Consider the following 18,069-nt stretch of genomic DNA (forward strand, 5'->3'; position numbering starts at 1 on the left):
CAATTATGCTGACTGACTCAAAAAACAAATACCAGCGCGGAATGGTGTACCTGTTTGCCATACTCGCCAGCCTGTTCATTGCACCTTTTTGTGTGATTCGCTACCTCAATGGAGAAATCATCAACGCCATTGTCGATTTGGCGATTGTGATTGTTGCGCTTGGCAGTGCGATCTACACCTACCGTTTGGGGCAAGCAACTCAGTTGGTATCCAATATTACCGCGCTGCTTTATTCCTCTGGTGCCGTTGCTGTTGCCCATCTAAATGAACCTATTTTTGTGTTTTGGGTGTTTCCCTCGTTAATCGCCAATTTCTTTTTGCTGAGTACCAAAGCGGCGCTGATTGCGAATTCGCTGACCATTATCGCGATATTGCCTATCGCAGTTGGTATGCCAAGCACGACAGAAACACTGGCGATGGTTGCCTCGCTGGTCATGTGCAGTTGCATGGCGTATGTATTTGCCTTGCTTACCCACCAACAACAGTCCTTGTTGCAAGGTTACGCCACGCAGGATGCGTTGACTGGCCTTGGCAACCGCCGCGCGATGGATGAAGAGCTGAGTTTGTGTGTGGAAGATTATGAACGCGCCCAAACACCTGCCACCCTGATCGTCATCGATCTGGATTTTTTCAAAATGGTGAACGATAAGTTCGGCCACAACGTGGGCGATAAAGTGTTGATCGACCTGGCTGAATTGCTCGCAAGACGTGTGCGCAAAACCGACCGCGCATTCCGCTTCGGCGGTGAAGAATTCGTGGTGCTCGCGCGCAATACCTCACTGGCCGATGCGCTGGTAATCGCCGAGCAATTGCGTCTGCAAATCGAGGCAGAACTCAAAGACCCCGATGGTGCCATCACCGCCTCATTCGGCTGCGCCCAGCTACTGCCCGACGAAAGCCCGGAAGAATGGTTTGTGCGTGCAGACAAAGCGATTTACCAAGCCAAACAACAAGGCCGCAACTGTGTGGTTGCTGCCGATTAAGTAGGATTGATTGCTGCGCAGTGAGAAGCAGCGCCCGCTTTGCGATTCTTAATTCCTCCCTGTTCCCCCCTGCGCTATGCTGGCAGCTGAGTCAGTTGATTATCAGGGTTGTCCATGCAGTCACTCATCCAACGCATTATTGAACAAGTAGACCAGATTGTTTTAGGCAAAGACCAACAAGTTCGTCTCTCACTTGCCTGCCTGTTTGCCGAAGGTCATTTATTGATTGAGGACCTGCCCGGCATGGGCAAAACCACCCTCGCCCACTGCCTTGCCAAAGTGCTCGGGCTGAAATTCGAGCGGGTACAATTCACCAGCGATTTGCTACCGGCCGATATTCTTGGCGTGGCGATTTTTGAACGGGAGCAAGGCGTTTTTAAATTCCACCCCGGCCCTGTATTTACCCAAGTGTTGCTGGCCGATGAAATCAACCGCAGCTCGCCCAAAACCCAAAGCGCATTGTTGGAGGCGATGGAAGAAGGGCAAGTGACAATTGAAGGTAAAAGCCGCCCATTGCCTAAACCCTTTTTTGTAATCGCCACCCAAAACCCGCTGTTCCAAAGCGGAACCTTTCCTCTGCCAGAGTCGCAACTCGACCGCTTTTTAATGCGCATCTCCCTTGGCTACCCCAGCCCGGCATCGGAGCGCATGTTGTTTCAGGGGGTTGATCCGCGTGCGCGTATCCGCGAGTTGAACCCACTGGTCACACATGAACAATTGGCGGCGATCCAAAGCGCGGTACATCAGGTAAAAGCCAGCGATGCCCTGCTCGATTACGTGCAGCGGTTAGTCGCCTTTACACGCAGCGATAGCCAGTTCAGTTACGGACTATCACCACGCGGCGCGCTGGCCTTGTTGCGCGCAGCCAAAGCCTGGGCACTGATCCACAACCGCGACTATTTAGTACCGGAAGATGTGCAGACAGTATTGCCCGCCGTGGTTGGCCATCGGGTGCGCGGCCGCGGCCACAGCCAGGATACCGAACCGCTTGTGAAGCACCTGCGCGACAGTGTGAATGTATTGGGTTGATCGATTTACCCTATGAACACTCTATTGGCAGCATGGCGACAGGCATGGCAGCAGCGATTTTATCGCTGGGTAGACAAACGCACCCCGCGCACGCAACAGGTACGGCTCAACCGCAAAAACCTCTACATCTTCCCCAACCTCACCGGCGGCTTGTATCTGTTGGTGATGCTGGTGATCTGGATGCTGGGCACCAACTACCAGAACAACCTGATCCTCGCGCTCGCATACCTTATGGGCAGTATTTTTGTGGTGGGCATTCACCACACCTTCGCCAATATGGCGGGCGTGAGTGTGCGGGTGGTAGATGCCAAACCCACCTTCGCCGGTGAGCAGGCCATCTTTAAATTGGAACTGAACTGCACCCATAAAAACGGTTGCGACAACCTTGAGCTGCGCTGGCAAAACAGCAATGGCGAAACACAAACGATCAGCCTCAACCCCAACGAACCACAGCAGGTCAACCTGCGCGCACCGAGCAAACTGCGCGGTTATTTGCGCCCGGGGCGGTTATCGATACAAAGCCGCTTTCCGCTTGGGATTATCCGCTGCTGGACCTGGGTAAATCTGGATATCCAAGCGCTAATTTACCCATCACCCATCGCCACCGACGAACCCCATGCCCAAGCCAGCGACGGAAAAGATGAAGGCGGTAGCAGTCAGCGTGGAGGCGATGATTTCAGCGGACTGCGCGATTACCAACCGGGAGACCCCATCAAGCACATCGCCTGGAAACAATACGCGCAAGACAAGGGTTTATTCACCAAGGAGTACGAGGCACAGCGCTCGGCCGATAAGTGGCTGGATTGGAATAGTCTGAACCATCCGCAAGAAATGCGCTTATCCGGCCTGTGTTATTGGGCGCTGGAATATGAACGCCAACAAATTCCTTACGGGCTGCAATTACCGGGGCTAAGCCTTGCCCCCACATGCGGTGAACATCACCTGCAAACGGTATTAACCGCATTGGCGGAATTCAATTTACCGCGCGAGGCTGACCATGTTCGCTAAGCGCCAATCGCCCTTTACCGCCAAAGTGACACCCAAGCAGCGAATGCCAGACTACTTGGCGCGCGACAAGCTCATCTGGCTGCTGGCGATGCAGGTGTTGGTGATACTGCCACTGCTGTTTTACCTGCCGATCTGGCTGTGGCTGGTGTGGGCGATTGCCGGATTCTGGCGCACCCAAATGTTCCGTGGCCGCTGGGGCGCGCCGGGTGGCGTGATCAAGACCTCACTGGCGTTGATCTGCGCTGCCGGGCTGCTCGCCAGTTTTTCCGGCAAGGCAGGCACTGAGACGATGGTCGGTCTGTTGGTCTGTGCCTTTGCCCTGAAATTATTGGAGGTCAACTCTGCGCGCGATGCGCAACTGCTGGTGTTTATCGGTTTTATCATCAGCGCCACCCAACTGCTGTTCAGCCAAACACCCCAGGCCGCACTCTATTGCATGGGCTGTCTGATGGTGCTCATCACCTGTTGGCGTTCGCTCTACCTCACGCGGCCGGAGCCAACCAAACAGCGTTTCCAGCAGGGAGCCAAAGTGCTGCTGCACGCCCTGCCGATCATGTTGGTGATGTTTATTGTGATCCCACGCTTGGGCCCGCTCTGGGCCATTCCCAGCCAAAACGCCGCCAAAACCGGATTTAGCGATAGTCTCTCGCCGGGCGATTTAGGCAATTTGGCGCAAGATCGCTCACCCGCCTTCCGCGTGGAGTTTGAGGGAAATCCCCCCGCTGCCAACCAGCTCTACTGGCGCGGTCTGGTGCTGGACACCTTTGATGGCCGCACCTGGCGCATGCGCGATTCCTGGGGTGGGTTCCCGCCGCGCCGCGCCGATTCGCAAAACATCAAACGCGATCCAATCAGTTACAAGGTCATCATGGAGCCCCACGGTCAGATCTGGTTATTCAGCTTGATGACACCCCAGCGCGCCACCAATACCGCCGATTCCATCCGTATCACCAGCGATTATTTGCTGATGCACCACATGCCCGTCGCACAGCGCATGGGCTATAGCGTCACCTCAGCACTGCAGGTTGATTGGCCAGAAGCCCCACGACTGAACAGCAGCGAACGCGAGTTCTACACCCGAATTCCGCGCGAATTTAATCCACAAACCCAAGCCATCGCCCATGCCTGGCGCGAGCAAAACATCGGCGATGACCACATCATCGCAAAGGCCTTGACGCTGTTTAATCGCGAGTTCACCTACACATTGCAACCACCGACGCTGGGTGAACACTCTGTGGATGAGTTTCTGCTGACCACCAAGCGCGGCTTCTGTGAGCACTTCTCCAGCAGCTTTGCGTTTTTGCTGCGTGCGGCGGGAATACCGGCGCGGGTGGTGGTGGGCTATCAGGGCGGGCGCTGGAATCCGCTGGAAAATTACCTACTGGTCAGCCAATCCGATGCCCACGCCTGGACGGAAGTCTGGATTGAAGGCAAAGGCTGGCAGATGATCGACCCTACCGCAGCAGTTGCACCCAATCGTATCGAGCAGGGCATAAATGAAGCCCTGGGCTTGGAAGATCAGGAACTGGTCGCCAACGCATGGCAATCCTCCAGCTTGTTATACAACCTGCAAATGCGCTGGGATGCGGCCACCTACGTATGGCAGCGCTGGGTATTGAATTACGACACCGAAACGCAAGAAGGCCTGCTGAGTCGGTTGCTAGGTGGAAAAGAGCCCTGGCGCTTGACCCTGTGGTTGATTGGATTAGGCCTAATAGGCGCTGCTATTTTCGCCTGGTCACTCATGCGCAACCAACACCAGGTTGAGCTACGCCCAGAGACAAAAGCCATCCGGCAACTGGAGCGCAAACTGTTGCAACTGGGGTACCAGCGTCAGCCGGGCGAAACACTGGGAAATTTTATCGCCCGGGTCAATTTTAGCGAGCCGCAATACCGTGTAGCGCTGGAGCAAATCCGGCAATTATTTGAAAACATCGCCTACCAAAACCGCACCGGAGAGCTAATACAATTGGAACAGGCGATCAAACAATTTCCGTGAAAACAAGAAACACTCTTGCTCTGGGCTTTTTTTGATGGGGATAAATTTTAATAAAAAACTAATTGCCAGTCGTTGGTGATAGGTCACCTGTGTTCGCTAATTGCGTTGCAATTTCCGCTTGCTTTGATTTGCGTTTAAGCAAATAAACCAATCCCGCCGCAGCAACTAATAACGCGAGCCCCACGAGCGGACGATAAAAAATCCATGCAATGCTGATGGTCGTTAACGCCAGAATTAATCCCAATAAAAAACTGACAATACCTGTACCTATCGCAACAATATTGCCAAACAGCGGAGCTACATCTGCCAGTACCGATAAGGGTTTGAAAATCATATTGAATGCGATTATCAGCAATAGACTGCCTGCCAATCTAATCATCCAGGTCAAGGTTGCATTGTCGCTTTTGGCTTTTTCAAACATGGCATCTGCCGTATGGTTGCCCGCTTGTAATAATGCAATTGAGCGTCCGTTGCTGGCGATATGTTCAGTGAGTGTTGTCCCTGTGAGATCGCCTATCACACTATAGGTTTGTGCAGGAATATAACTAAATGAGATTTGTTGGTCGCCAATCTTGGGCTCCCGCTCATCCTTCCCGTAATAAAAACCATCGCTGTTTTGCGCCACACCTTTTGGTAATTCAATATTGCGTGGGATCACCAGTGGCTGAAAATTATTGATGCTATTTTTATGGGTTTCCGATAATTGGTATTGGCCAATATTAATCTGATCGGCTGTCCAACGCTCAGATTGATAACGCCACTTTTCCGGGTTTTGATGTCCGTTGGTTTTTTTAAATGCGGATGAGTCTATGTATTTATCGGACCACACTTTTTCATAATTATAGGTGGTGATAGTTTCCGTATCGCCGCCCATATTTTTCTTTTCTTCGCTGTGCGATGTTTCTTCCCACTGGTAGGTTTCCACTTTTCGCTGCAATTTCAATGCTTGCACACTCACAGGCAAGAGATTGTCGCTGAGTGTTTGTGTGCTAGTGGCTTCACCGGTTAGATGCACCAACTTGCCATTCATCTGCGGCGTTGCCTCCTGCGCATTAATGGAAACAACCAGACCCTGCGACTCCACCAGTGCTTTGTGAGTTTTGACTGCACGCCCTTCATTCCAGAACAGCAGGCATACACCAATAACAATAAACAGGATGCCGAACAGCAACCCTTTAATTGATGCTCCAATTCGGCTAAACCAGGATGTATGAGTTATTTCGGTAAATCTATCGCCCATGATGTTCTCCTTACTTTCGTTATTATTAAGACTGGTTAGCGGCTGCGTATTGTTAACAGCTTGATTGGCTTCAGGCAATTATTTTTCTTTTCTGGCCTAATCTTTCTTGCCTTAATTTCTCCTTAAGTTTCGTTTTCTACTCTGCATCTTAAGAAATCCCACTTCTGAGGATGCAGTATGAAAGACCTGGCCGCCGCACTCACCCAAACCCCTTCCAGCAGCTGGCATATGCCACGCCTGCCACAGATCAAAATTCCGCGTTTTGGATTGCAAACCCCCGGCTCACCCGAGCGTGCGGCAGTTGAGGCTTACATTCACGACCGCTTTGCAGGTGTGCACCACGCCGAGGTCACTCACTTTCTGCCCAACATCATCAGCTTGCGCTGCGGTGGCGAATATTCTGCAGCAGTCGGCTTGGCACCTGCCGGTAACGGAAAGGTGTTTGCAGAACATTATTTGGATGCGCCGGTTGAACAGGTCATCAGCGAAAAGCTCGGTTTGCAGGTTCCACGCGACCAGATCATCGAAATTGGCAACTTGGTATCTACCTGGAAAGGCAGCAGCTTGTTGTTGTTTATCGTGATTGGCGAAGTCATGGAGCGCTTGGGTTATCACTATGTGATGTTCACCGGCACACGCGAAGTGAAAGCGCTGCTCGCACGTTTGCGTTACTCACCGATTGTACTGGCCGATGCAGACCCCAGCCGCGTACCCGATGGCGGTGCCAGTTGGGGAACCTATTACACCAACAATCCACAAGTCATGTTTGGCGATAACCGCCCTGCAATGGCCGCTGCGCGCAAAAATCCGATGTACCGTGCAACCGTCGCTGCGATCAGCCGCCCAATTGAAAAAATATGCGAACAATTTCGTGCTGCAAACGCGTCTGTCGCACGCAACAGTGTTAACAAACAGGAGCTGAATGATGAATAAAATTCTCACAGCCATTGCACAACACGCGGCCACTACGCCAGAAAAAATTGCACTTACCAGCCAAACGGCGCAAGGCAATATACAACTGACATACGCGCAACTCACCGCGCAGATTGATGTTCTGGCGGCATGGTTAAGCGCACAACACATTAGCCGCGCTGGCCTGTGGGGCGAGAATTCTATTGAATGGATTATTGCCGATCTCGCTGCGTGGAAAGCAGGCATCACCTTGGTGCCACTGCCACGCTTTTTTTCGCGCACACAATTGCAACATGTCATTGCACAGGCGCAATTGCCCTGCCTGTTAGTGTGCGGTGATATTGAAAAAGTCACCGATATAGCAGAGCGGAAAACTTCACCGGTTGCTGCTATTTATCTTGATAAATTCGTCGTACATGAACAAGTCGCGCATGACAAATCGACGGGGCTCGACACTGTTGCGAAAATTACCTTTACCTCTGGCACCACCGGCACGCCCAAAGGCGTGTGCTTATCTACTGCGGCGCTGGAAAATGTCGCACTGGCGTTGGCCGAGAGAATCTATTCCGGTGTCAACACTGACAAACTCAACACGCATTTGAATTTATTACCACTGAGCACGTTACTGGAAAATGTCGCTGGTGTGTATGTACCGCTTTACCTTGGCAAACGTGTGGTGGTGTTAGCGGGCTCTGCACTGGGCTTGACCGGGAGTTCGCAATTATCCTTGCCCACACTGTTACAAGTACTGCATCAACACCAACCAAATAGTTTGATTGTGTTGCCGCAAATTTTGCAGGGTTTTGTTGCTGCAAGTGCGCAAGGTTTTGGTTTGCCTTCATCGCTGGAGTTTATCGCTGTCGGCGGTGCCCGCACACCCGCCGTGTTAATTGAACAAGCACGCGCAATGCAGATACCGGTGTATGAAGGTTATGGTTTATCCGAGTGTGCATCGGTCGTGAGTTTGAATTCACCTGTCGCAGACAAAATTGGTAGCGTTGGCAAAGCGCTGGGGCATGTTGATATCAGAATTGATAACGGCTCTATCATGGTTCGCGGCAATGTATTCAGCGGCTATCTTGACCAAGAAACATTATCAAACGATGAATGGCTCGATAGCGGTGATTTGGGTTATATCGATGATGAAGGTTTTATTTTTATCACTGGTCGCAAAAAAAATCTGTTGATCAGCAGTTTTGGGCGCAACATTTCACCTGAGTGGATTGAAGCTGAATTATCAATGTGCCGCTCCATTGCCCAAGTGATGGTAATTGGCGATTCACAACCTTTCTGCAGTGCGATCATCGTGCCCACCTCTGCACAAGTAACAGCGGAGCAGATTACCCAGGACATACACCGCATCAACCAACACTTACCGGATTATGCGCGTATCCAAAAAATTATTTTTGCTACAGAACCCTTTACGCCTGCCAACCAATTACTTACCGACAATGGCCGTTTACGCCGCGCCGCCATTCTTGGCCAATACCTGAATGCGATTGCGGCGATTTATTCCGACACAACGGCTCAATCATTTTCCTCACAACAACACTCAGGAGTTGTTTATGACATTTTTTAATCGCTTGCAAAACGAAACACAGGCAGAGCGTAATTACTTGTTGAGCGCTCCTATCATTCAACGCTGCATCGGCCTTGGCCAATTTAGTTTGGATGAATACCGTGAATTTTTAACCCAGGCTTATCACCACGTTAAACATACAGTGCCACTATTGATGGCGGTGGGCAGCCGCTTGCCATCGCAAAAAGAAAATTACCGTGAAGCTATTGCTGAATATATTGAAGAAGAATTGGGGCATCAGGAATGGATATTAAATGATATTGCCGCGTGCGGTGCTGATAAAGAAGTTGTACGTAATGGCCGCCCGAATGCTGCGACCGAATTAATGGTGGCTTACGCTTACGATACCGTGATGCGCAATAACCCTATGGCTTTTTTTGGCATGGTGTTTGTGCTGGAAGGTACCAGTATTAATTTGGCAAGCCAAGCGGCGGATATTATCCAAAAACATTTGGATCTTCCCAATAAAGCATTTTCGTATTTGCGCTCACACGGCAGCCTTGACCAAGAACATATGGTGTTCTTTGAGAAATTAATGAATGGCCTGACCGAGCAAAAAGATCAGGACGATATTGTTCATACAGCAAAAATGTTTTTCACACTCTACGGCAATATTTTCCGCTCAATTGAACAGTTATCTGTTGCACAAGCAGCGTGAAAAAATTTATCGCATTGAGGAGTACAAAATGACACTCAAAGGCAAACTGATTTTACTAACCGGTGCCAGCGGCGGTATAGGCCAAGCGATTGCACGACGGCTCGCTGCACAGGGTGCTCGCTTGATTTTGGTGGGTCGCTCCACAGAACAGCTCAATGTGTTAGCACGGGAACTTCGTGTACTAGTGAATGAAGGCTTTGTGTTGCAGGCAGATATTACCCAACACAGCGGCCGCGAAACCATTCGCACCGCCTTGCTCGCGCTGCAAGAGCCGCTGGATGCACTCATCAATTGCGCTGGTGTCAATTTATTTGGCTTTCTGGAAGACAGTGATCCGGACACCGTTGCGCAACTGATCAATACCAATGTCACCGCTACGATTTTGCTCACGCAATTAACCTTACCGTTTTTGCACAAAAGTACAGGGCGCATCCTGAATATTGGCTCCAGTTTTGGCAGCTTGGGGTATCCCGGTTTCAGCGTTTATTGCGCGAGCAAATTTGCACTGCGCGGTTTCAGTGAAGCCTTGCGGCGCGAATTGGGCGACAGCAATATCCAGGTTGCACACCTTGCGCCACGCGCCACCAATACCAGCCTTAACAGCGATGCGGTATGTGCAATGAACCGCGAGCTAGGTAACGCAATGGATGAGCCGGATATTGTCGCGGCACAGGTGGAAATAATGTTATCCGCCAAACGCATGCGCGACCGAAACGTTGGCTGGCCAGAGCGATTGTTTTTGCGTATCAACAGTATTGTTCCGCGCATTATCGATAACGCACTGCGCGGCCAATTACCCATTATTCGTCGCTATGCACAGCGAATACCCGATGCTGGTGTAGCCACCAATACTATTTCAACCCGGTTATCCTAAAGGTGACATCATGAAAAAAAATCTATTGCAAGTAATCGCCCTGTTTGTCATCAGCTGTTTTGCGGTTGCAAGTTATGCGGACGACGCAACCGGCATCCAAACCCTGCAAACACGCTGGGCAGACATTAAATACCAAACACCGGAAGCCGATCAGGAAAAAGCGTTTGTTGCTTTAGTCGCAGAAGCTGAACAATTGCGCAAAGCGAATAACACTGCGCCTTACTTAATCTGGGAAGCGATTATTCGCTCCACTTACGCCGGTGCAAAAGGCGGTTTGGGTGCGCTGGATGAAGTGAAAAAAGCAAAAAAATTATTGGAGCAAGCCATTAAACTCGACCCTTCCGCTATGAATGGTTCGGCCTACACCAGTTTGGGTTCGCTTTATTATCAAGTACCCGGTTGGCCGGTTGGTTTTGGTGATGACAAAAAAGCCAAAGAAATGTTGTTAAAAGGCTTGAGCTATAATCCTGATGGCATAGACTCCAATTACTTTTATGGCGACTATTTGTTAGACCAAAAAGAGTACAAGCAAGCCGTGGCTGCATTTGAAAAAGCACTCAAAGCCGCACCTCGCCCCGGCCGTGAATCTGCCGATGCAGGCCGTAAAGGTGAAATAGAAACCGCCATGGCCAAGGCAAAAAAACATTTATGATGGATTAACAGATCAATGCAAATATTGTTAGTGGAAGATGATGAACTGCTCGCAGAAGGGATAGTCAGTGCCCTGTCGCGAGCAGGTTTTGCTGTTAATTGGTTAGCCACTGGAAAAGCAGCCACCGCACATGTGGTTGCTGAACCGCCCGATATTTTACTACTCGATCTCGGCCTGCCCGATATGGACGGAATTGAAGTATTGAAACTGGTGCGGCAAAAAAAATTACCCACGCAAGTATTGATTCTGACAGCACGGGACAGCACCCAGGCAAAAGTGATCGGCCTGGACTCCGGTGCCGATGACTATCTCACCAAACCTTTTGAATTGGATGAATTACTCGCACGCTTGCGTGTGCTCGAACGCCGCTTGGGTAATGCTACTTCCTCCATGATTAATATCGGACCGCTGAGCCTGAATACGGCGCATCACGAAGTGTTATTGGAAGGCCAGGCATTAGTGTTATCGCGGCGCGAATATATGTTGCTCAAGGCATTGGTGGAACACGTTGGTGTTATCCAAACGCGCGAAGGTCTTGAAGCGAAATTGTATTCCTGGGGCGATGAAGTGGCGAGCAACGCCATTGAAGTGCACATCCACAACCTGCGCAAAAAATTGCCGCCCAATTTCATCCGCACTTTGCGCGGCATAGGTTACATGGTGCCGCGCCAATGAAATCCATTCGTGGATTTTTAGTCATCATTTTATTGGCGATAGTAACACTCGCCAATTTCGCTGCGGCATTGCGCGGTTATTTAAGCAGTATGGATGAAGCAGAGCGTTTGTTTAACCAGCGCCTGCTACAGCAAGTGGATTTATTAAATTACACCCTGCCACAATTACTTTCCCACACACAGGCGCAACCTACTCCCACCGTTTTTCCAGCACGCACAGTTGCCGCCGAGACATCGCTGGAATTCCAATGGGTATCGCACGACGGAACATTACTTGCCCGCTCTCCAGCAATGCCCGAAGAGGTCGTTGTTCCGCTAGAAGACGGTTTTCGTTTTATCAATTTTCACAATTATCGCTGGCATTTATTAGTAACGCCCAGCGCCGATAAAAACAGTTGGTTTATTGTTGCCGAGCGCGATGATCAGCGTTACCGCCTCGCTGAATCCATGATTTTGCAAGCCGTGTACCCGATGGTATTAGCGATCCCAATTATCGGTTTGATTATCTGGTGGGTATTGGGTGTTGGCTTGCAACCCATAAAATTACTTGCAAGCGAACTGCGCCAACGCGAAGCCACTGACTTACGCATAATTGATCTGCAGCAAATGCCGAAAGAATTGGAACAGCTTGCACAATCTGCGAATGATTTGTTGCGCCGGTTGGATGCCTCTTTCGCGCGCGAAAAACGTTTTTCCGGCGATGCCGCCCATGAATTGCGCACCCCTATAGCCGCGTTAAAAATCCACTGCGAAAATTTGTTGCACGAACTACACCCCGCGCCAGCTTCAGTGATGAAATTAAAACAAGGTATTGAGCGGATGAGTTATTTGGTTGAGCAAATTCTGTTGCTCAACCGCACTGCGCCCGATCACTTTATGGGAAATTTTGAGACGATCAATTTAACACAGTTAGCTAAGCAGGCAATTGTTGACCACAGCGAAGCACTGGACGTAAAGCATCACCAGATTGAATTTGAAGGCGATGAATGCTGGATTTCCGGTGACCGCGCTGCGCTCACCAGTTTGTTAAATAATTTACTGGGCAACGCAATTAAATATACACCCTCAGGCGGACGCATTGCCGTTAACACCTGGTTGCGTGGCCGCGATGTTGTACTGGAAGTCATGGACAACGGCCCTGGAATTCCTGAAGCGGATCGCGCACGCGTGTTTGACCGATTTTATCGTTTGGGTGGCGACCGCCATAATTCCAAAACGCCCGGCTGCGGATTGGGCTTATCGATTGTGCAACAAGTTGTTGAGCTTCATGCAGCACACATTGCGCTCACACAATCGCGCTACGAACAGGGCCTGCTTGTCATGGTGACCTTTGCAGCGATTCTTGCGCCCGGTAATAAACATAACCCCGACACGCCGTTACTCGCACATCAGGCAGGAAAAAATGAACAGGATAATCACTAGCACTCTTTTGGCTTGTGCTCTGCTCTGCACAGCAGCCAACGCAGAAGTCCCCACATTTACTATCGAAATCCGCGAGCATTTATTTTATCCATCGCAATTGGTGATCCCAGCTAACACCAAAGTGAAATTAATTGTGATCAATCGCGATGCCACGCCGGAAGAATTTGAAAGCTACGAACTTAACCGTGAAAAAGTGATTATGGGCGGTGCCAAAGCGATTATTTTTATTGGCCCGCTAGTGCCGGGAGACTATCCGTTTTTTGGTGAGTTCAACCCCAAAACGGCGCAAGGTATTATTCGGGTGGAGAATTAATATGCTCGATGCCGTATTGCTTATTTTGCGCGAAGTACTTGAGGCAGCATTAATTCTTAGCTTGCTGTTGGCACTTGGCAATAAACTCAAGTTTCATTATCGCTGGAGTTTTTTTGCACTGGCGATAGGTGTACTGGGCTCCTGGCTACTCGCTCACTTTGCTTATGATATTGCCGATGCAATGGAAGGGATGGGGCAAGAATTATTGAATGCCGCATTATATGCAGCTGTCATCCTGAGCCTTATCGCACTGGCGCTGTTAATCCTGCCATTATTATTTGGCTGCTCTGCAAAATCATCCGCTTCCAGAGGCGTGGCAGACAATCGCACCGGATTATTTCACAGCTTATTTATCATTATCGTCAGCCTTTCACTGATGCGGGAAGGTTCTGAAATCTGGATTTATCTTTCTGCGTTTACTCACAATCCAAATGCGATGTCATCTGCGCTGATTGGCGCTGCAATAGGTACAGGGATTGGCATGAGTTTGGGAGCGATTATTTATTATGTGTTTGCATTTATGCGGGAAAAATATTTTCTCCCTGTTTTTTTAGTGGTTATTACACTGCTTGCAGGTGGACTCTCTATGCAAGTGGCCAAACAGTTAATGCAAATTGGTCTGCTCGACTCTGGCACTCCATTATGGGATAGCTCATTTCTGGTTGATGAACATTCCTGGCTGGGCGAATTGCTGTACGCCCTGGTCGGTTACGATTCACGCCCCGCACCTGTTCAGGGTATTTTTTATTTATTTACTGTCGCGCCCATTCTGCTTGCCAGCCTGTGGCGATTAATACGCTCGCGAGTCAATACACATGCGTAAATCATTCATTCGTAATACACCATTTTTGCTCAGGTCATCATTGATGGTGCTGCTGTTCAGCACGTTAAGTACAACGCACGCCCATGCCGAAATGAACCGTGTTTATCACCCCTATGTTGAGCAAGGTGAGCGTGAATTGGAGTATGGTTTTACCCTGCGCGATGCCGGTGGCGAGAATCTGTTACTTAACCGCGCCGGATTTGGTTATGCATGGAACGATAAATTATTTACCGAGGTTTATCTGCTCACTGAATCCATAACCCATGAAGGTGAACAAATTCGTGGTTATGAATTTGAAGCCAAATGGCAACTGACTGAACAAGGCGAATACTGGGCAGACTGGGGATTATTATTGGAGGCAGGCACCGCCAAAGACATCAATAGCCATGAGTTTGCTCTTGGCCTTTTATGGGAAAAAGAATTAGCCAGCCGCTGGGTAGCAACCGCCAATGCTATTGCCGAATACGAATACGGCAGTGATATAAAAGACGAATTTGAAACCGCACTTCGCGCACAATTTCGCTACCGGTACAGCGCTGCATTTGAACCGGCACTGGAATTATATTTGGATGACCAGGACTGGGCTGCTGGCCCTGCTGTTATGGGCATAGTGAAACTATCAGGCCGCAAACAACTGCGTTGGGAATTGGGTGTTTTATTCGGTTTAGATGACGACACACCGGAAAACAATTTGCGCGGCGCAATTGAATTTGAATTTTAAAAAGCCGCTATATCTCACTACTCGTTTACTACTCACTAGTAGTAAACACTATTATTCAGTCATATTTATCTAGCCCCTAACCATGCACCTGCACTGGTTGCCAATAAGCCACTGATTAACCACGCATTTAGCGGCTCACCCAAAATAAGTGATGCACCTATACCAGCAACCGCGGGCACCAGTGCCATACAGGCACCGGTTCGCGCTGGGCCAAGTCTCGTCATGGCGGCCATGTAAAACACCATTGCAATCACAGCGACGACAACCCCTTGATAAAGTCCTTGCAGAAGAATGTCGTTGAGGGGAGCCGTTATTATCGCCTTGGGTAGCAACACGACGTAAACCGGTAAAAAAATGAACGCCGATAAAAGCGCACCACCAATCGCCGTTTCCCACGCACCATAACCGGAGCGTTTGGCAAGAATGGTGTAAAGCGCCCAAAGTAGTGAGGAGGCAATCAACAACAAATCACCCGGCAAGGTATTTTCGCTACGGGAAAAAATATCCACCCCCAAACAAATAACCCCTACTGCAATTACCGGCAAGGCGATACGCAGGTTGCGGCGCAGAGGCTCACGCAGCACAACAAATGCCATGAGTGGGACAAAAAAAGGCAGCAAACCGGAAATGAGCACCGCACCATGCGCCGCAGGTGCGTGCTTAAAGGCAAAGTAAACCGTCACGGAATAGCCAATGCCACCGGATAAAGCCAGAGACAACATTTTGGTATTCAACAAGGGAACCCGCTTCCAGAATAACCACAGCGGCAGCAACACCAGAGAGGCAACACCAAAACGCAGTGCGGTAATATCAAACGCATTCAGCACACTGGTCCCACCTATGCGAGAAACCAGTACAAAACCAGACCAGATTAAAACGGCACCCGCAACAAACAAATAGCCGCTTTTGGCAGGAGATGATTGCATCTAAAGCTCCACAAACCACAGGAGTTGAACAGACAGCGAGACAAAGCGCCACTGAAAGGAGCCCAAGTATGAGTGAGCCAATAAAAGCCGGCAAACAAAATGCTCGCTCTTATGTATCTTTTTATAGTAATTAAACGAAGAGCCAATATTTTTATTCAACCCGAATAGCACGCAAAAAAAAGCCGCTCATTTTTGAGCGGCTTTTTCAACGAGTTTGTCACGCGGGCATATTATGCCTGACGCTTTCTTCTCATCAAACCCAAGCCCAACAAGCCAAGGCCAAACAGTATCAGGCTGCTTGATTCTGGCACGCTGACTTCTTTGGTGATTACGCTCAGGGTTGATTTACCTACAATGAAATCACCCAATGTGCTGGTCACTTGCACAAACAAAGTGCCATCGGCATTCAGTTTTGCCAATGAGCTCACGCCCAGATTGCCGAACCAAGCTACCGTTGGGTTAGCTACGCCGCCATCTTCCATATCGAAATTGCCGAGTTGCACCAACGCAATTTCAAAAGGCATGTACCAAGGATCATTTTTGTCGTCTTTGAGTTCAATCACGATACTTGCACTTTCGGCAGAGCCCAATGCGAAACCGCTATCAAGGATATTGTGAGTCCAAGAAACACTTTGACCAAAAGATACGGTTGTAGAAACACCGTTGCGCTCAACATCAGTAATCAAGCCAGCGAAACTATTAACAGAAAATACGCAAGCAACTACCGCTACAAAACTCTTCAAAGATTTAATCATGTTTGATTCCATTTTTAATAAAAACAGGCAACACGCTATTGCCTTACCTCATTACAACAACATCCTAAGGGAGTTGTTGCACACATGTACGCCCGGAAACTTACAGGAACGTATCATCCAAAACAAAGGGAGACCTGAAACAGGTCTCCCTTTGTTGAGAATTTTTTAATGCTGTTTAAGCGCGCGCTTTTCTTCTCGCCAGCACCAGTCCAACCAAACCAATCATCAGCATCACCAATGGGCTGGATTCAATCACATTGGCTTTCGCAGTCACAACAACACCATCCAGGAAATTACCCAAAGTGCCCGCATCGTAGGTTGTGAAGGTGATAGTGCTGAGGGTGCTGTTAGCAACAAAACTGCCGGTGTACTGCTTCCAGCTACCAACAACATGATCATTGATCAAAGCAGCCAAGGTACCGGCGCTAAAATGAAACTGCTCATTGGAATTAACACGCGCGCTATAGAAAAAAGAGACATCGTATGTTTGGCCAATGACGGTAGCAAAGTTCTGATAGATAGAGAACACGGAACCATCAAACGGATGTGCATTCAGCTCAGCATGTTGGTTTCCTTCAGGGGCTACAACACCGCCGTAGTGATCCCAAATTTCAATATTGTCGCCTTCCCAACCGTTGACACTGGCCGATGAGAAATAAGCCCAGTTGCCAGTAGCAACATTATTGTCTTCGAACCCGCCGTTTACGATCAGGTTGGCGTTAGCGCTCGCTGCCAACAACAAACCAGCCATTGCACCAGCACAGCGGGTAAAAATCGATTTGACTGACATAAAAGTTCCTTTGGAAACATGAGTGAGGGCGCTACCTAAGCTGTAATACTGGCGCCGATGGCACATAAATCAGCAAGTTTTACGCCATAAAAAAAATTGTCATGCAAATCAATAAAATAACGAGAATTGCATCACAAAATAAAATGAGATGCGTAAAATAAACCGACAACAATTTGCCTCACTACCCGTATTTATCGGAGGCTGGGCTCGATTTAGCGCGGATCGATGCTTATACTCTTGCCCGTTTTATCTAGCCCTATTTTCACCCATGTTTCCCCTCTAATCCTCACAAGGAGTTTTTATGAAACGCGTGTTTTGGTCCATCCTGACATCCATTACATTCCTCTTCGCCTTATCCGCACAAGCAGCCCCTTTGTTGGTTAACCCTGACCCAATTGCCGTGCCTGCAGGGATCAACGAATTCCAGATCACCAGCGACATCAAGCGCGCATTGGTAAGCCGCGGCTGGGTTGTGAGCGGTGAAAGCAAGGGCAAGATCGATGCAACACTCAATATTCGTTCACACTCTGCCCGTATCGCCATTTATCACGACCTGAAACAAGTGCGCATTGAGTATGTGTCCAGTGAAAACCTGAAATACAAAGAAAAAGACGGCAAGCGCTACATTCACCGCAACTACCTCAGCTGGGTTAACAATGTGGCCGGCGATATCAGCAAAAACATGCAATTGAGCGCGCTCAACTGATAATC

At 49.4% G+C, this 18,069-nt stretch carries 19 protein-coding genes; 15 read left to right on the top strand and 4 right to left on the bottom strand.

Annotated features, from left to right (window positions below):
* Positions 1-5 precede the first annotated feature (5 nt).
* The 4 genes from VC28_RS09460 (at position 6) to VC28_RS09475 (ending at position 5,019) form a co-directional block, all read left to right on the top strand.
* Positions 6-983 (top strand): GGDEF domain-containing protein, encoded by a 978-nt coding sequence (locus VC28_RS09460; protein WP_049630417.1) that lies wholly within the window; start codon positions 6-8, stop codon positions 981-983.
* A gap of 114 nt (positions 984-1,097) precedes the next feature.
* Complete coding sequence (locus VC28_RS09465; RefSeq protein ID WP_049630418.1) at positions 1,098-2,012, top strand: AAA family ATPase; 915 nt, start codon at positions 1,098-1,100, stop codon at positions 2,010-2,012.
* Between the two features lie 12 nt (positions 2,013-2,024).
* Positions 2,025-3,020 (top strand): DUF58 domain-containing protein, encoded by a 996-nt coding sequence (locus VC28_RS09470; RefSeq protein WP_049630419.1) that lies wholly within the window; start codon positions 2,025-2,027, stop codon positions 3,018-3,020.
* Positions 3,010-5,019, top strand: coding sequence for a transglutaminase TgpA family protein (locus VC28_RS09475; protein WP_049630420.1), 2,010 nt, complete (start codon positions 3,010-3,012; stop codon positions 5,017-5,019). Before VC28_RS09470 ends, VC28_RS09475 begins: the two co-directional genes overlap by 11 nt.
* A gap of 58 nt (positions 5,020-5,077) precedes the next feature.
* On the opposite strand, the gene VC28_RS09480 is transcribed toward VC28_RS09475, so the two are convergent.
* Entirely contained in the window at positions 5,078-6,259 is a 1,182-nt protein-coding gene (locus VC28_RS09480; RefSeq protein WP_049630421.1) for a TMEM43 family protein, read from the bottom strand.
* Positions 6,260-6,436: 177 nt separating this feature from the next.
* Here VC28_RS09480 and VC28_RS09485 point away from each other — a divergent pair, with 177 nt between their 5' ends.
* The 10 genes from VC28_RS09485 to VC28_RS09530 are packed head-to-tail and all read left to right on the top strand — an operon-like array spanning position 6,437 to position 14,887.
* Positions 6,437-7,192: a thermostable hemolysin gene (locus VC28_RS09485; RefSeq protein WP_049630422.1), complete on the top strand. Its 756-nt coding sequence runs from the start codon at positions 6,437-6,439 to the stop codon at positions 7,190-7,192.
* Positions 7,185-8,750, top strand: coding sequence for an AMP-binding protein (locus VC28_RS09490; protein ID WP_049630423.1), 1,566 nt, complete (start codon positions 7,185-7,187; stop codon positions 8,748-8,750). Before VC28_RS09485 ends, VC28_RS09490 begins: the two co-directional genes overlap by 8 nt.
* Entirely contained in the window at positions 8,737-9,408 is a 672-nt protein-coding gene (locus VC28_RS09495; RefSeq protein WP_049630424.1) for a TenA family transcriptional regulator, read from the top strand. Before VC28_RS09490 ends, VC28_RS09495 begins: the two co-directional genes overlap by 14 nt.
* Positions 9,409-9,436: 28 nt before the next feature.
* A complete protein-coding gene (locus VC28_RS09500; protein WP_049630425.1) occupies positions 9,437-10,282 on the top strand; it encodes an SDR family oxidoreductase in 846 nt (281 codons plus the stop codon).
* A 10-nt stretch (positions 10,283-10,292) separates the two neighbouring features.
* Positions 10,293-10,934, top strand: a complete 642-nt coding sequence (locus tag VC28_RS09505; protein WP_049630426.1) for a tetratricopeptide repeat protein — start codon at positions 10,293-10,295, stop codon at positions 10,932-10,934.
* 15 nt (positions 10,935-10,949) lie between these two features.
* The gene (locus VC28_RS09510; protein ID WP_049630427.1) at positions 10,950-11,609 is read left to right on the top strand and encodes a response regulator; all 660 of its coding nucleotides are present in this window, start codon (positions 10,950-10,952) and stop codon (positions 11,607-11,609) included.
* Positions 11,606-13,030, top strand: coding sequence for a sensor histidine kinase (locus VC28_RS09515; RefSeq protein WP_049630428.1), 1,425 nt, complete (start codon positions 11,606-11,608; stop codon positions 13,028-13,030). The genes VC28_RS09510 and VC28_RS09515 overlap by 4 nt, the downstream gene beginning before the upstream one ends.
* Positions 13,011-13,343, top strand: coding sequence for a cupredoxin domain-containing protein (locus VC28_RS09520; RefSeq protein WP_049630429.1), 333 nt, complete (start codon positions 13,011-13,013; stop codon positions 13,341-13,343). The genes VC28_RS09515 and VC28_RS09520 overlap by 20 nt, the downstream gene beginning before the upstream one ends.
* 1 nt (position 13,344) lies before the next feature.
* The gene (locus VC28_RS09525; protein WP_049630430.1) at positions 13,345-14,166 is read left to right on the top strand and encodes an FTR1 family protein; all 822 of its coding nucleotides are present in this window, start codon (positions 13,345-13,347) and stop codon (positions 14,164-14,166) included.
* On the top strand, positions 14,159-14,887 hold the full coding sequence (locus VC28_RS09530) for a hypothetical protein (RefSeq protein ID WP_049630431.1): 729 nt from the start codon (positions 14,159-14,161) through the stop codon (positions 14,885-14,887). Before VC28_RS09525 ends, VC28_RS09530 begins: the two co-directional genes overlap by 8 nt.
* Before the next feature lie 65 nt (positions 14,888-14,952).
* Here the strand turns inward: VC28_RS09530 and VC28_RS09535 are convergent, their stop codons facing one another.
* From VC28_RS09535 to VC28_RS09545, 3 genes are all read right to left on the bottom strand, one after another.
* Positions 14,953-15,813, bottom strand: coding sequence for a DMT family transporter (locus tag VC28_RS09535; protein ID WP_049630432.1), 861 nt, complete (start codon positions 15,811-15,813; stop codon positions 14,953-14,955).
* Positions 15,814-16,043: 230 nt separating this feature from the next.
* The gene (locus VC28_RS09540; protein ID WP_049630433.1) at positions 16,044-16,568 is read right to left on the bottom strand and encodes a PEP-CTERM sorting domain-containing protein; all 525 of its coding nucleotides are present in this window, start codon (positions 16,566-16,568) and stop codon (positions 16,044-16,046) included.
* A gap of 175 nt (positions 16,569-16,743) precedes the next feature.
* Complete coding sequence (locus VC28_RS09545; protein ID WP_049630434.1) at positions 16,744-17,358, bottom strand: carbohydrate binding domain-containing protein; 615 nt, start codon at positions 17,356-17,358, stop codon at positions 16,744-16,746.
* A gap of 301 nt (positions 17,359-17,659) precedes the next feature.
* Between VC28_RS09545 and VC28_RS09550 the strand changes: the two genes are divergently transcribed.
* Entirely contained in the window at positions 17,660-18,064 is a 405-nt protein-coding gene (locus VC28_RS09550) for a hypothetical protein (protein WP_049630435.1), read from the top strand.
* The last annotated feature ends 5 nt before the right edge of the window (positions 18,065-18,069 follow it).

The sequence above is a fragment of the Cellvibrio sp. pealriver genome, assembly GCF_001183545.1.
GTDB lineage: Bacteria > Pseudomonadota > Gammaproteobacteria > Pseudomonadales > Cellvibrionaceae > Cellvibrio.

What these genes read in the sequence shown, in the direction of transcription:
- VC28_RS09505 (WP_049630426.1), top strand. Translation starts at nt 10,293, where the DNA reads ATGAAAAAAAATCTATTGCAAGTAATCGCCCTGTTTGTCATCAGCTGT.
- VC28_RS09540 (WP_049630433.1), bottom strand. Translation starts at nt 16,568, where the DNA reads ATGATTAAATCTTTGAAGAGTTTTGTAGCGGTAGTTGCTTGCGTATTT.
- VC28_RS09495 (WP_049630424.1), top strand. Translation starts at nt 8,737, where the DNA reads ATGACATTTTTTAATCGCTTGCAAAACGAAACACAGGCAGAGCGTAAT.
- VC28_RS09535 (WP_049630432.1), bottom strand. Translation starts at nt 15,813, where the DNA reads ATGCAATCATCTCCTGCCAAAAGCGGCTATTTGTTTGTTGCGGGTGCC.
- VC28_RS09510 (WP_049630427.1), top strand. Translation starts at nt 10,950, where the DNA reads ATGCAAATATTGTTAGTGGAAGATGATGAACTGCTCGCAGAAGGGATA.
- VC28_RS09515 (WP_049630428.1), top strand. Translation starts at nt 11,606, where the DNA reads ATGAAATCCATTCGTGGATTTTTAGTCATCATTTTATTGGCGATAGTA.
- VC28_RS09500 (WP_049630425.1), top strand. Translation starts at nt 9,437, where the DNA reads ATGACACTCAAAGGCAAACTGATTTTACTAACCGGTGCCAGCGGCGGT.
- VC28_RS09475 (WP_049630420.1), top strand. Translation starts at nt 3,010, where the DNA reads ATGTTCGCTAAGCGCCAATCGCCCTTTACCGCCAAAGTGACACCCAAG.
- VC28_RS09530 (WP_049630431.1), top strand. Translation starts at nt 14,159, where the DNA reads ATGCGTAAATCATTCATTCGTAATACACCATTTTTGCTCAGGTCATCA.
- VC28_RS09490 (WP_049630423.1), top strand. Translation starts at nt 7,185, where the DNA reads ATGAATAAAATTCTCACAGCCATTGCACAACACGCGGCCACTACGCCA.
- VC28_RS09525 (WP_049630430.1), top strand. Translation starts at nt 13,345, where the DNA reads ATGCTCGATGCCGTATTGCTTATTTTGCGCGAAGTACTTGAGGCAGCA.
- VC28_RS09460 (WP_049630417.1), top strand. Translation starts at nt 6, where the DNA reads ATGCTGACTGACTCAAAAAACAAATACCAGCGCGGAATGGTGTACCTG.
- VC28_RS09480 (WP_049630421.1), bottom strand. Translation starts at nt 6,259, where the DNA reads ATGGGCGATAGATTTACCGAAATAACTCATACATCCTGGTTTAGCCGA.
- VC28_RS09520 (WP_049630429.1), top strand. Translation starts at nt 13,011, where the DNA reads ATGAACAGGATAATCACTAGCACTCTTTTGGCTTGTGCTCTGCTCTGC.
- VC28_RS09550 (WP_049630435.1), top strand. Translation starts at nt 17,660, where the DNA reads ATGAAACGCGTGTTTTGGTCCATCCTGACATCCATTACATTCCTCTTC.
- VC28_RS09465 (WP_049630418.1), top strand. Translation starts at nt 1,098, where the DNA reads ATGCAGTCACTCATCCAACGCATTATTGAACAAGTAGACCAGATTGTT.
- VC28_RS09485 (WP_049630422.1), top strand. Translation starts at nt 6,437, where the DNA reads ATGAAAGACCTGGCCGCCGCACTCACCCAAACCCCTTCCAGCAGCTGG.
- VC28_RS09470 (WP_049630419.1), top strand. Translation starts at nt 2,025, where the DNA reads ATGAACACTCTATTGGCAGCATGGCGACAGGCATGGCAGCAGCGATTT.
- VC28_RS09545 (WP_049630434.1), bottom strand. Translation starts at nt 17,358, where the DNA reads ATGTCAGTCAAATCGATTTTTACCCGCTGTGCTGGTGCAATGGCTGGT.